The 13,745-nt window shown below is 56.6% G+C and carries 10 protein-coding genes; 6 read left to right on the forward strand and 4 right to left on the reverse strand.

The window, feature by feature from the left end; genetic code table 11:
- Nucleotides 1-1,037: 1,037 nt before the first annotated feature.
- Nucleotides 1,038-5,993: a LamG-like jellyroll fold domain-containing protein gene (locus tag WKK33_RS11220; protein WP_337933923.1), complete on the reverse strand. Its 4,956-nt coding sequence runs from the start codon at nt 5,991-5,993 to the stop codon at nt 1,038-1,040.
- 323 nt (nt 5,994-6,316) lie between these two features.
- Between WKK33_RS11220 and WKK33_RS11225 the strand changes: the two genes are divergently transcribed.
- The 6 genes from WKK33_RS11225 to WKK33_RS11250 all read left to right on the forward strand — a co-directional run bounded on the left by WKK33_RS11225 (nt 6,317) and on the right by WKK33_RS11250 (nt 12,348).
- Nucleotides 6,317-6,772: a copper resistance protein NlpE N-terminal domain-containing protein gene (locus tag WKK33_RS11225; protein ID WP_337933924.1), complete on the forward strand. Its 456-nt coding sequence runs from the start codon at nt 6,317-6,319 to the stop codon at nt 6,770-6,772.
- Between the two features lie 26 nt (nt 6,773-6,798).
- Nucleotides 6,799-7,890: a glycerate kinase gene (locus WKK33_RS11230; protein ID WP_337933926.1), complete on the forward strand. Its 1,092-nt coding sequence runs from the start codon at nt 6,799-6,801 to the stop codon at nt 7,888-7,890.
- 147 nt (nt 7,891-8,037) lie between these two features.
- Nucleotides 8,038-8,247, forward strand: a complete 210-nt coding sequence (locus WKK33_RS11235; RefSeq protein WP_215760621.1) for a DUF4492 domain-containing protein — start codon at nt 8,038-8,040, stop codon at nt 8,245-8,247.
- A 42-nt stretch (nt 8,248-8,289) separates the two neighbouring features.
- The gene (locus WKK33_RS11240; RefSeq protein ID WP_337933928.1) at nt 8,290-9,849 is read left to right on the forward strand and encodes a cytochrome ubiquinol oxidase subunit I; all 1,560 of its coding nucleotides are present in this window, start codon (nt 8,290-8,292) and stop codon (nt 9,847-9,849) included.
- An 18-nt stretch (nt 9,850-9,867) separates the two neighbouring features.
- Nucleotides 9,868-10,971 (forward strand): cytochrome d ubiquinol oxidase subunit II, encoded by a 1,104-nt coding sequence (locus tag WKK33_RS11245; protein WP_337933930.1) that lies wholly within the window; start codon nt 9,868-9,870, stop codon nt 10,969-10,971.
- Nucleotides 10,972-11,904: 933 nt separating this feature from the next.
- Nucleotides 11,905-12,348 carry a DUF4160 domain-containing protein gene (locus tag WKK33_RS11250; protein WP_215760618.1) on the forward strand — a complete coding sequence of 148 codons (444 nt, stop codon included), beginning with the start codon at nt 11,905-11,907 and terminating at the stop codon, nt 12,346-12,348.
- A gap of 261 nt (nt 12,349-12,609) precedes the next feature.
- On the opposite strand, the gene WKK33_RS11255 is transcribed toward WKK33_RS11250, so the two are convergent.
- From WKK33_RS11255 to WKK33_RS11265, 3 genes are read right to left on the reverse strand one after another with little or no spacing between them, the layout of a single operon-like run.
- A complete protein-coding gene (locus tag WKK33_RS11255; RefSeq protein WP_215760617.1) occupies nt 12,610-12,948 on the reverse strand; it encodes a TM2 domain-containing protein in 339 nt (112 codons plus the stop codon).
- Nucleotides 12,949-12,973: 25 nt separating this feature from the next.
- The gene (locus WKK33_RS11260) at nt 12,974-13,348 is read right to left on the reverse strand and encodes a DUF2752 domain-containing protein (protein ID WP_337933932.1); all 375 of its coding nucleotides are present in this window, start codon (nt 13,346-13,348) and stop codon (nt 12,974-12,976) included.
- The gene (locus tag WKK33_RS11265) at nt 13,335-13,667 is read right to left on the reverse strand and encodes a CD225/dispanin family protein (RefSeq protein WP_337933934.1); all 333 of its coding nucleotides are present in this window, start codon (nt 13,665-13,667) and stop codon (nt 13,335-13,337) included. The genes WKK33_RS11260 and WKK33_RS11265 overlap by 14 nt, the downstream gene beginning before the upstream one ends.
- Between the last annotated feature and the right edge of the window lie 78 nt (nt 13,668-13,745).

A 13,745-nucleotide genomic window follows, 5' to 3' on the forward strand; every position in this document is an offset into this window, starting at 1 on the left:
AATAGCTAAACTCTTTGACGAAGACTTTTGGGTGACACGATGACGAAGTCAGGAGTTCGTCTGATTTTCCCGCACAACTTTTTAACCAAATATCCATACAATCCTTTGGTTGCCCCCCGATTCCCTCAAACGCCGCATGTCTACTCGCCATCCTTCGTATCACCACAGCGGTTTTATGATGTTGGATGGTCGTGTGTTATCCGTTCGTTCGGGTGCCCGCCGCCTACGGCGATGGCCATGGGGGCTAAGGAACACGAGACCCGGCGAAGCCCAACGAAGCGAAGTAAACGCTTACTGATTTTGAAAGAACACGAATCTTACGAGACTCGGCGAAGCCCCACCGACCAACGGGAGGTAATGACGGCTGAGAGGAAACACCGTCGGCGTTTGTTATCTCACGGCGAATAGTTTTTTTAGCCTCAGACGGCGCAACAACGAATTTCCCGAATTTTCGAATTTATCCAAATTGCGTTAGCCAAAATTCGTTCAAATTGGTAATCGATAATCGATTACACTAATTACCTCCCGTTGGTCGGTGGGGCTTCGCCGAGTCTCGTTAATTCGGGTAATTCGTTGTTTCCGCGTCTGAGCGTAAAATAATCATTCGCAGGTCCTGTGATGAGGACGCGACAAAAGGCGAACAAGGCGGGCTGAAAGCCCAAAGACTTCCTTAGCCCAGGGTAAGCGAAGCGACACCCTGGGTAGACCGCACCACACGCCACGCCGCGCCCTGCAAGGGCAAAAGTACTGAATCACAGCCGGTTAGGTACTTTTGCCCTTGCAGGGCGCTTAGCTCGATTTTCAATATACCCTCCAAAGGAGATCATTGGGCTTTCAGCCCGTTTCGTTTGACTTTTGCCTCCTTCCTGACAAATAGCGGAATGGCCATACGGGCTGATGAGCAAAAACGCCCCACTCCATCTATGTTTCATTTCGGAAAGTCATAAAACGAAAATCGGTCATTAGATGGAAACACGCGGGTTTCATCTAATGACCGATTTAAGGATTATCTTACTAAGGATTTCCCTTACAGAGGATTATTTCACAACATACTTCTTACCGCCCTTGATGTAGATGCCTGCGGGCAGCGCCTTGGCGTTGGTGCCCATGCAACGGCCGGTGAGATCGTAGATGTAGGCTGAGCTCTCGGCTCCCTGACCCATCTCGATGTTCTGAATGCCATCGGTGGTGCCGTTGATCTGGTAAGCCTTGATCTCGCGGATGGCCAACCAGGGTGAGCTGCCAGCCTGTGAGCGTGTGAACTTCAGCATGAAATATTTCTTGTCGATAGACACAGGCAACTGCAAGGTGCTCTCCACGTAGAAGGGCAGGCGCACAGTGGCGATGCTATCCATGTGGTTCTTGTCGTCGCCGGCGTAGACCTCCATGCAGGCAGCGTCGTACTTCAGCGAGTTGGCGTTCATAGAGCGCTGCATGAGCGTGATGGCGTCGATGCGGGCACCCGTGTTGTTGCTCAGCGTGATGCTGTGGGGATAAGCCACGTTGCCACCCGAATACCTTGAGTGCCAGAAGGTGTTCTCGTTGCCATCGACAGCATAGCGGCCCGGTGCGGACTCGCTGCGCGTCTCCTCGTCGCTGACGCTCTCGAAGCCCAGTGCCACGGCCTTCATCTCAGGCATCTGCTCCTTCGTGCCGTAGAAATCGATGTTGTTGAGCGCCAACAGGTTGCCACCCGTGGCACCTCTGAGGAAGGTGATGCGCATGAAGCGCTTGGTGCACGGCGTATCGAAGACGATGGCCGGACGGCTCATGTCGAAGAAGGCGTGATCCTCATCGAGCACCTCCCACTCTTCGTTGTCGGCGCTCTGCTCGATCTTGACACCCGCGGCGCGGTATCTGCTCTCGCGTGAGAAGTAGAGCTTCATGCCGTTCACCACATCGTTGGTCTGCTTGTCGATGGTGATCGAGTGGCCGTAAGCGGCCTCACCCGAGCTGTAGGCAGTGTGCCAGAACGAGTTGTCGTTGGCGTCGAGGGCCTGCTCAGCCGGACTGAACTCGGCGTTGACCTCCTCGTCGCTGACGCTCACCACACGGTAGTTGGTCTTGTTGAGTGCGTTGCCACACTCGCTCACATCCTCAGCGGCAGGAGCTCCGAAGTCGAGGGCGAACACACCCTTACTGGGCGTCCAGGCGTCGCCACCAGGGCCGAAGTTGCTGCGGTGGGCCGTTACGCCACGTCCCGACTGGTCGGCGATGTCGATGCCATCGTGCTGGTTGAAGTTGTAGTAAACCTGCAGACCGCTGTTCAAGGCGCTCTTCATGTTGGCCTCGGCAATGGGAGCCACAGCATAGCGCTGAACGTTGGCAAGGGTCAGCGCCTTGTTCCAGACGCGCAACTCATCCACGCAACCATTCATCTGCACGCTGCCACCCAACTGCAGCTTGGTCCAGTTGTTATAGTCCTGTGTCTTCTCGGTGATTCTGTCCACCAACACACCGTCGCGGTAGTAGCAGAGCGTGCCTGCGTTGCGGGTGATGGCGTAGTGGTGCCATTCGCCAGCTACGAAGTAACCGGCCGAGCTCTGTGCGCTGTAGCTTCCGATGCGGAAGATGGCGGCGCCCTGTCCGTTGGTGGTGATGTTGAAGGCCTCAGTGCCCTCATCGTCCAAGCCATAGATGCCGTTGCAAGCGCTTGCGAACGTAGCGGGATTCATCCAGAAGTCGATGGTCCACGTCTTACCGATGGTACCGATCTTGTCGGTTGTCACGGTCTTCGGTGTGGCATTGGTGGTGAAGTTCAAACCATTGCCCGACTCAGCGTTGCACACCACGAGTGCGCGAGCCTCAGTCAGTTCGGCCTTGCCCTCCTCGTTGCTCACCTTATAATTCAAGGTGTAGGCACCCGCCTTGGCAGGCGTGAAGCTCACCTCACGACCCTGTGAGGTCAAGATGGCGTTGGTGCTCATGAGGCGCCACTTCCAACTGTTAGGCTCATACTTAGAGGCGTCGGTGAAGGTGGCGGTGCTGCCCTTGAGGATGACGTGCGAGATAGAATCGACGGTGTAGGCGATCTCAGGCTTAGAGGCCATGACCTCCACCACAGCAGTCTTGGTGAGTTTGTTGCCATCGGGCATGATGACGGTCAGCGTCACGTCGTGGCCACCTGTGGTGGTGTAGACTGCCGAAGCGTTCTTCGTGGTGGCCGTAGCGACCTCGGCACCCGGCATGCTCCACTGGTAGGTGCAACCCGGCGCCATGTTCTTAGGCAGGAACGAGGTGCGCTCGCCGCATCGCGGCTGCGGGTTGGTCATGTCAAAGTCGGCCGTAGCAGCCAGTTCGCTTACGGTGACAGTCTTCGTAACCGTGGTAGACACACCGTCGAGCGAGGTGAGCTTCAGCGTTACAGTTTGCTCGCCAGCCTTGTTGAACGTGAACGTAGGCTCAGAAGCCTTACTGGTGGCCGGTGTGGCATTGGTGGCGGTCCACTCGAACGCGCCAGCATCCACGCCACCCTCCACGGCGAAGCGTGTGCCCTCGCCCATCAGCGCCTTGTCGGATCCACCGATGGCGGCGGCAAGGTTGTCGTGATGCTTGATGGTGGCGTTGCTCTCCACGGTAGCGGCCCTGTGGTTGTTATTGATAAAGATGGCATGGTTGCCATGGGCGCAATCCTCGAGCTTCTTTACGCCACCCTCAGTGATGGTGTTCATCTTGAGGTAAGCCAAGAGGTTCTTGGCTGTGGCGGGCGACGCGATAGGACGGTCGTAGCTCTCCCTGACCTGTTTGCCAGTCTTGGCCACATCCCACACACGCACCTCATCGATGGTGCCATAGAGGGCGTTGCTTGAGTTGACATCGTAGCCCATGAGCAATCCGTCGCTGAAGGCGGGGAATCCAGAGAACGAAGTGGTGGTGAGCACGCCCTGGCTTGAGCCGTTGGCATAGAGCGTAGCCTTGTTCTTGTTGACCACCAGGGCGATGTGGGTCCATTTGCCCACGCGCAAGATAGGATCGGTCTGGCGGCGGTTGGCGGTGTTCCAACCGTAGTACATGGTGCCATCGCTGTTGGCATGGAGCAGGAAGGTACCCCACGGGCCACCAATCTGCTGGTTCCAGTCTTTCACCTGTGTGGGCTTGATCCAGAACTCGAGGGTCAGCTGCCCATGACTGCTGCTGGTGACATTGGGGATGCGGAATCCACCATTGGTGAAGGTCTGCGCCACATTGTCGTAAGCCGTCTCGGCCGTCTGCGCAGAGGCCACGGTGTTGCTGGCGGCAGAGATGTGCTCGGTGCCGGCGATGTTGTAAAGCGCCTTCACGGTATAGGCACCCTCTTCGGTAGTCTCATAGCTCGTCTCGGTGGTGCGTGCAATCTCCTTGCCGTTGAGGTAAACCACATACGTGGTGGGCTGATAGCCCGTACCCTGCGGCTTGTCCCATGAGAGGGTGTTGCCAGTCTTGGTGAGGTTTGCGGGCGGGTTGATGGCCTCGCCACCCACTACCACGCTGACGACGGTAGAGGCGCCGCGGTTCTTGATCTGCACATCCTTGATGTTGAACGGAGTCTCCGTTCCGAAGGCGTCGTAGAGATACTCCATGACGCTGGCGGCACAGATCTTACCCGTTCCCGTGGCCGACTTCTTAGAGTTGATGGTGAGGAAATACTTCACTGGGCGCGAGAGGTCGAGGCCCTCGCTGAGGTCGGTGAGGTCGATACCAAACTCCATGGGCTCCTCGTGCATCTTGCGGTCGGCCCAACGGCCCAGCAACGGTGTCTCGGCGTCGACACCATTGTTGTCGCCGTCGCCGGTATAGTTGATATAGCGGAACACAAACTCCTTCTCGGGCTTGGTAGCCGAGGTGTCTTGGGCGGCACCGGCCACCACGCTGATCTCCGAGCGCTTGCTAAACTGCATGGTGACCTTCATGGTGCGTGTGGGCTTGTAGTTCTGGCGCAGGTAGTAGACCTCGGGCCACCAGCCATTGGCCTTGTCCTTATAGGCGGTCTTGCCCTCCTTGGTCTTCACCTCCTGGCTCACACCTCCTGCCATGGCGTAAGGCACATAGAAGAGGCCGTTGTTGCCCCAGCCGGCACCCCACGAGTTGGCCACGATCCATGCGCCCTTCTCGTTCTGTCCGAGCTGGTTCTCAGCCTCGCCATACACGCCATTGGCGTCGAGGTCAAACTCGATGCGGTCGTCGTAACCCACGAGGGTCACGGCGTGGTCCACATGGTTGGTGTTCCAATGGTACAGGTAAGCCTTGCCCACCACGCCCAACGCATTGTTGGCCTCGGTAGAGCCGATGGGAGCCGTGGCGCTGGCACCCATTCCGCAGCCCAAGCCGCAGATGCCGCCCACGATGTGGCGTCCGTTCTCGTCCTCCACCTCAGGCCACGTGGTGTCGCCATTGTGGTTGAAGAGCCACCACTTGATGGCCTCGGCACCCTCGGCTGTGTGTGAGCTCTGGGGGAAGTTGGATGTTCCGGTGATGCGGTGCAACATGGCGTTGTACCAGTTGTCGTAGCCTTGCATCCATCCGGCGTCGTTGGCCTCCACCTCGTAAGCGCCATAGATGCTGCTCACGTCGACGCCGCCATAGTGGGCACCGTCGGGATAGCCCACGTAGATGGCCATCTGGTCTTTCGACAGACCGTCGTAAGAGAATGGGTATTGGAAATGGGCGGGCATGCTGTTTTCCAGGAGCGAGGCGTTTGTAAGATGGAACGCGTTCCACTCATAGGTGAGCATGTAGCCGATGCGCGATGAGGCGCCACACGAGTTGCCCACCTGGTTGAATGTGGGTGGGAACCACATGGCGGTAGCGTTGTTCACATGGTCGGGCAGCGTTGTGGCCGCCTTGGCTTGACCCTTCCGCTTCGTCGAAGCCGAATGGTGCTGCATCAGTCTGCTGTCGGGACGGAAGGTGGGGTCGTATCCGCGGTACAGATTCTCATCTACCACAGGGAAGACCTGAGCCCTTGCGCCAAGTGCGACGACCAGGCAGACAGATAATAATAAGGCTTTTTTCATTTTATATGGTTTATAGTCATTGTGTCCTCCGGATTCTTGTCGGCTACGGGCGTGGGCGGTAAAGCCCCAGCGCAACGTGCCGGCCACGCATCTTATTTAAGAGGAGAATGGTGGTTTCAGGTAGGCTAATTGAAATAGTGTAGCTAAATCGGGTTCAAAGTTACGGCTTTTTTGCTTTTCGAGCATCATGTTTCTCATAAATTCTGCAAAAAATAGCGGGTTTTGTTTTGCGTTAACCCCCATTTGAGCTATCTTTGCAGCCAACTACTGCGACCTGCGTGTCGCACAGATGACATGAAAAGTAAACATTAAAAATGAGAGTTATGAAGAAAACAATGATGATTGTGGCCGTCGCCGTGATGGCCCTCACAGCGGCTTGCACAGGCAAGAAGACCGCAGAGAACGCCGCTGCACAAGACACAACAAGCGTGGTGGACAGCGCCGCCACCCCATCGTTAGACCTCGCCGGGGTGGCCGGAACCTACGAGGGCACCCTGCCCGCCGCCGACTGCCCGGGCATCAAGACTGTGCTCACCCTCAACACCGACAGCACCTACGAACTGAAGCAAGACTACATTGACCGCAAGGACGGCCACGATGAGGCCAGCGGCGTGTTTGAGGTGCTCGACGGCAACGTGCTGATGCTGGTGCGCCCCTCAAGCGGCGAGCACACGTTCTATAAGGTGAAGGATGCGCAGAGCGTTATCATGACCGACTCGCTGGGCAATGAGCCTGAGAGCGAGATGGCACCGCTGTATGTGCTGAAAAAGAAGAACTAAATTCGCCCCTTTGGGGAATAAGACCTATGGCTACAACCGAACCGAAGAAAGTGGTTTTGGCCATCGACTCGTTGAAGGGCTGCCTCTCCTCCGCCGAGGCTGAGGCAGCAGCCGCTCAGGGCATTGCCGAGGCTTTGCCCGGAGCCATTGTGCTGACCATGCCTGCGTCCGATGGGGGCGAGGGCATGGTCGGCGCGTTTGTGGCCGCCACCAAGGGCCGCCTGCTGACGGCGCACGCCCACGACGCGCTGATGCGCCCCATCGACGCCACCTACGGCCTCATGCCCGACGGCACGGCTGTGGTGGAGGTGGCCGAGGCATGTGGCTTGGCGCGCCTCGCACCCAACGAGCGCAACCCGCTGCGCGCCACCTCGTATGGCGTGGGCGAACTGCTGGCCGAGGCCGTGGAACAAGGATGCCACCGCTTTGTGGTGGGACTGGGCGGCAGTGCGACGAGCGACGCCGGACTGGGCATGTTGCGCGCCTTGGTGGACCGGCTGGCGCCGCAGGGCACGCTCGACGATGCGCTGAGCGGTCCGTTGGCCCACTGCTCGTTCACATTGGCCTGCGACGTAACCAATCCGCTCTGTGGGCCGCAGGGCGCCGCCGCCGTGTTTGGTCCGCAGAAAGGGGCCACACCCGCCATGGTAAGGCAGCTCGACGAGCGCGCCCGCCGCTTTGCGCAGATCGCCGCCCGCCATTATGGGCACGACTGCTCCACCCTTCCCGGGGCGGGAGCCGCCGGTGGACTGGGCTACGCCTTCATGCAATGCCTGGGCGCCAAGGCGCAGATGGGGGCCGACCTGCTGTTCCGGTTGGCCCATTTCGACGAGATGCTGCGTGGCGCCACTGTGGTGGTGACGGGCGAGGGCTGCGCCGACCGCCAGACGCTCATGGGCAAGTTTCCGCAACGGGTGCTCTACGCCTGTCGCCAACAGGGCGTGCCGGTATGGCTCGTGGCGGGCCATGTGGCCGACGCCGACGACCTGCGATCCGCCGGGTTCGCGCAAGTGGTGGGCATCAATCCGCCCGACCAACCGCTCGCCGAGAGTCTGCGACCCGATGTGGCGCGCGCCAATCTTACCGCCGCCCTCCGCCGGTTGGCCCAGCGGTTGTAGCGCCGAGCAGCAACCTATCGCTCAACGGTGCGCAATGGCCGTTTGACGGTGGGAGAAAGAAAAAAATGGCGAAAACACTTGTGCAGTTGCATTTTGTGATGTATATTTGCGGTTGACTATCCTATTGATCACCTAACACGCCTAAGAATGACAAACAACCTATTATATAAGGTCTACCGCTTTTATGTGGATGGCTTCCGCAGCATGACAATCGGAAGGGTGCTGTGGCTGGTGATCCTCATCAAACTGTTTGTGATATTCTTTGTGCTGAAACTATTTTTCTTCCCCGACGTGTTGCAGCAAAGGGCAGGAAAAGACAAGGCATCGTATGTGGCGGGACAACTCATCTCGCGCTGACACGCACACCCATCTACTACCATCTTAAAAACCAATACGCTAATGACACACCTCATGACCATTGACCCCACGCTCATCGATTGGTCGCGTGCGCAGTTTGCGCTCACCGCCATCTACCACTGGCTGTTTGTGCCGCTCACGCTGGGCCTCGCCCTCATCATGGGCATTATGGAAACGTGCTACTACCGCACGGGCAAGCCCTTCTGGAAAAACACCGCCATCTTCTGGCAACGACTGTTTGGCGTGAACTTCGCCATCGGCGTGGCCACCGGCCTCATCCTCGAGTTTGAGTTTGGCACCAACTGGAGCAACTACTCGTGGTTTGTGGGCGACATATTCGGCGCGCCACTCGCCATCGAGGGCATCGTGGCGTTCTTCATGGAGAGCACCTTCGTGGCCGTGATGTTCTTCGGCTGGCAGAAGGTGTCGCGTGGCTTCCACCTCGCCGCCACGTGGCTCACCGGCCTTGGCGCCACCATCTCGGCATGGTGGATTCTCGTGGCCAACGCATGGATGCAGAACCCCGTGGGATGCACATTCAACCCCAACACCGTGCGCAATGAGATGACGAGCTTCGCCGAGGTGGCGCTCTCGCCCTTCGCCATCCATAAGTTTTGCCACACCGTGAGCTCCACGTGGGTGGTGGGCGCCGTGTTTGTGTGCGCCGTGAGTTGCTGGTACCTGCTGCATCGCCGCGAGCAGGAGATGGCGCGTCAGAGCATCAAGATTGCCAGCATCGTGGGCATTGCGGCCGCCCTGATCACCATGATGACGGGCGATTTCTCGGCGGTGCAGGTGGCCGAGAAGCAACCCATGAAACTGGCGGCCATGGAAGCGCTCTACGACGGGGGCGAGGGGGTGTCGCTCACGGCCGTTGCCGCCGTCAACCCGTTTGAGCAACCCAACTATGCCAAGGGCGGTGAGGCGCCGCTGCGCATCGCCATCCCGAAGGGCCTCTCGCTACTCGCCACCCATACGCCCAACGGCTTTGTGCCAGGGGTGAACGACCTGCTCAACGGCTACACACGGCCCGACGGACAGCGTGAGCCATCGGCCGAGGAGAAGATGATGCGAGGACGGCAAGCCATCACCGCCCTGGCGCAATACCGCAAGATCAAGGCGGCCAACGACAACGACACGCGCCTGCCCGCCCTTGAGGCGCAACTGAAACGCGACATGCCGTTCTTCGGCTACGGATACATCAAGGACCGCGCCGAACTGGTGCCGTACATCCCCATCAACTTCTACGCCTTCCGTGTCATGGTGGGTGTGGGCACGCTGCTCATGCTCTTCTTCCTCATCATCGGCCACATGGCGTGGCGCAACGACATTACGCGACCCTACCGGTGGCTCCACTGGGCGGCGCTGGCCATGCTGCCGCTCACCTATGTGGCGAGCGAGGCGGGATGGATCGTGGCCGAACTGGGCCGACAGCCGTGGGCCATACAGGACATGCTGCCCACCGTGGCCGCCGTGTCGAACCTGTCGGCTGGGAGCGTGGCCACCACGTTCTTTGTCTTCCTGGCGCTCTTCACCCTGCTGTTGGTGGTGGAGGTGAGCATCCTGTGCCGTGTCATCAAAAACTATAACGCCCATCATTAACCCCTCACATTCCCCATTATGACTTACGAATTCTTACAACAATATTGGTGGTTCATCGTGTCGTTGCTCGGGGCGCTGCTCGTGTTCCTGCTCTTCGTGCAGGGCGCCAACTCGTTGGTGTTCCGCCTGGGACAAACGGAGGATGAGCAACGCTTGGTGCTCGAGTCGACGGGCCGCAAGTGGGAGATCACGTTCACCACGCTCGTCACATTCGGCGGCGCTTTCTTCGCCTCGTTCCCGCTGTTCTACAGCACCAGCTTCGGCGGTGCCTACTGGCTGTGGATGATCATATTGTTCTCGTTTGTGCTGCAAGCCGTGAGCTATGAGTTCCAACTGAAGAAGGGCAACCTGCTGGGCGCCAACACCTTCCGCTGCTTCCTCGTGCTCAACGGTGTCGTGGGACCAACGCTGCTGGGCGGTGCCGTGGCCACGTTCTTCAACGGCAGCAACTTCGTCGTGGCGAAGGCGAACCTCACGGAGCTCGCCTCGCCCGTCATCAGTAGGTGGGCCAACGGGTCGGCGGGTCTCGACGCCCTGCTCGATCCCTGGAACCTCTGTCTTGGAGTGGCGGTGCTGTTCCTGGCGCGCATGCTCGGAGCGCTCTACATCATCAACAACGTGGACCATGCCACCATCCGGTTGCGCGCCCGCCAACAGCTTGTCGCCGCCACTCTGTTCTTCCTCGTGTTTTTCCTCGCCTTCTTTGGCTGGGTGCTGCTGAAGGATGGGTACGCCGTGGACGCAACGACAGGCGCCATCGTCATGGAACCCATGAAATATCTCCACAACTACCTGTCAATGCCGTTGCTGCTCGTGCTCACTGTGGTGGGCGTGGCCCTGCTGCTCTATGGCGTGGCACGCTCGCTGCTCTTCCCCCACTACGTCCGCGGCATCTGGCCCGTGGGCGTCGGCGTGGTGCTCGTGGTGCTGTCGCTCCTCCTCGTGGCCGGCCTGGGCGCCACCGCCTACTACCCCTCCAACGCCGACCTGCAGAGCTCGCTCACGCTGGCCAACAGTTGCAGCAGCGAGTTTACGCTCCGCACCATGTTCTACGTGTCGCTCCTCGTGCCCTTCGTCGTGGCATACATCGCCTACGTATGGCGCGTGATGGATAAAAAATAGCGGGGCGAAGCTTTCGTCATTGAACCCAAATCGTCATTAGATTTCTACGCTTGTCAGTGTTTGTTTCGAGCAGGTAACGACAGTTGCGGTGAAGCCATAGCGGGCTATGGCGAAACGCGAATGGAAGCAAGATACCGAAAGAAACGCTGACAAGAGTTAGAAAGTAACTATAACATCCTACGATTGCTCCTATTTCTGTCTAATGCCGATTGGGGGTTGAAAGCTATTGTTCCATTTCATGGCACGTTTTCTCGCCATGGCAGAGCTTAAGCAAGCTTAGCTCTGCTCATTTGGCTTAACGAAAACGTTAGATTATTTGGTGCAAAAGTTGTGTCGGTTTTTCGCACGAAATAGAGTGCGGAAAGGCGATGCGACGGGGGCGGAACGAAGAAAATGGAGCGAGGAGCGGGGCGTTAGGCATCTTTCGAGTTGCGATTCCTTACCTTTCGAGGCTCGGAACCTAAGGGATCGTGTTGCGAAAGGTAAGGTATCGAGGCTCGATTAGGCATGTTTCGCAAGGGAGAAGGTGGGATAAGAAAGGGAAAACGCGACCTTCGTCTTATAAACCACTGAACGTGAGGAGGTTGCGAAATTGCACGAGAATCGCGTATTTGGGAGCGAGACGAAGGGCGGTGAGAAAAACCGTGTAGATTGAGATGTAGTTTGTCGGGGATTTTGAAAGGAAATCATCGGTCGGGAAGATCATAATCCGACTGTACTCTACAGCAAACCGCAACGGGCTCCTTACTGTATGACCCCGAAAGGTAAACTAAGAATCCGTAGTCATTAAGGTATTTCCTTTAAAATCATCACCTATTTCACTTTGATATTGTCCAATGCTTCTCTGATGATAAATATCACACAGAATTTGTTTTTATCAGATTTTTCATGTATGTTTGCAATATAATTGATATTTATTTTAAATGGTTTATTATGAAGAAGATTCATTTGAAGAACATTATAAAAGAAAGTGTAACTATTGCAATTAATGACTTTATAAAAGAAAAAACATTGAATGCTACTTTAGAAATGCCGTCTACACAGAATGCCACTGGTTCTATGATTAACGAGATGGCAAGAATCAATAAGAAAGAAACAGGTCGATGTTTATTTCCTTATAATACTTGGGAACTAAAAATTTGGAGTAATGACCATACTCCACCTCATTTTCACATTATATGTGATGGGTGGAACGTTAGTTATAAAATAGAAGATGGCAATATGCTTCAAATAGAAGGAAAAGGTAAAAATGATTCAATCTTAGATTATATGGAACAACATGTAAAGGAATGGTTGAGTACAAAATGCTTCGTACAACCAAAACTTACAAATCAAGAAAATGCAATGCTTCAATGGGAACAGCTTCACGATGAATAATTAAGGCAATAACATCGCAGTTGGCCTAAATGTATTATAGAATGCTATTATTTCTGACTACATTTCATAAATTATATGTGCCAACAGCTATATCATTGCCTACTTTTAACCTCCGGCATGCATCGCTTGCGTATTTTATGCTCAGACACAATAACCCACTACTTTCGCTTTGGCTAAACCTTCGCAGCGCAGCGGAGGCCAAAACCATTCGAATGAAGCATTATAAGGTAGGATGGGCTGCTGTTGGAGTCCACGCCCCCACTACGGCAGCGAGGAATTCATGAGTTGGTTGAGGTTGTTCTCGCGCGTGCGCTCCATGATGAGGAAGAGGTCGATGAGCCACCACACGCCAAGCCCTCCGCAGGTGAGGAGCTTGAGGATGCCGAGGCCCACCTCGCCGATGTAGATGCGGTCGATGCCGTAGCCACCCAAGAGAATGGAGAGCACCAGTGAGATGGTGGGGTCTTTGAGCTGGGCGAGCAGCATGTTGGCCATTGGATCGTCGAGTTGTTCGAGGCGCTCTTTTACCATGGGGAAGGAGGCCGGCGGCAGTTTGCTGCCGTAGACCATGAGCAGTTGGTTGGCTTGGTAGGAATCCATAGTTTTGATGAGGTGTGGTATGAGGTTAAATGCCCAGCAGGTTTCTTGCCACGAGCCAGATGAGGAAGGTAGCCACGTAGAAACCCACGGCGTAACGGTTCTCGATGACGCTTGCCAGGCGGTCGCGCGCGGCGCAGGGCGGCATGAGCCACTCGATGGCGAAGAGGGCGGCGTAGGGCAGCGCGTAGAGGAGGTAATAGTTGTAGCGCAGGGCCTCGGCTATGTGGCCACGCAGGAGGGCGTGGACGAAGCGCTGTATGCCACAGGCGGGGCAGTTCCATCCCGTGAGCAACTTGAATGGGCACTTGGGCACCCACCAGGCCGACGAGGGATCGACGGCGTAGAGCGCCACAAGGGCCACGAGCACTACGGCTACGGCGATGCGCTTACGAGAGGGCACCAAGACCGGCAATGAAGTAAAGCACGAAATAGATGGCGGAGACGACCGCTCCTATGCCTATGCCCAAGAGGCTCCATCGCTTGGCTTGGGCGGCCGCATCCATTGCCGCAGGATAGTTGCCCGCCATATAGAGCGAGTTGACGGAGCTGGCCTTGATGATGGCCACAATGCCGAACGGCAGGCAGCAGCACACGGTGGTGATGATGGCCAGCGCGAGGTTGTTGTCGGGCTTGGGCATCATGGGGTTGGGGCCGCCTGCGTTGTTGCCAAGGGGGGCCGATTGCATTTCGGGTTGTGTGTAAGAGTTAGTTTGATCCATAAGTCAAAGTTGTTTATTGGTTGTTACAAATTTAGATAAAATTTCCGAATTATAAGCCAGTTGGGATAAAAAACAGAA

It is taken from the genome of Hallella sp., from assembly GCF_037460745.1.
Lineage (GTDB): Bacteria > Bacteroidota > Bacteroidia > Bacteroidales > Bacteroidaceae > Prevotella > Prevotella faecis.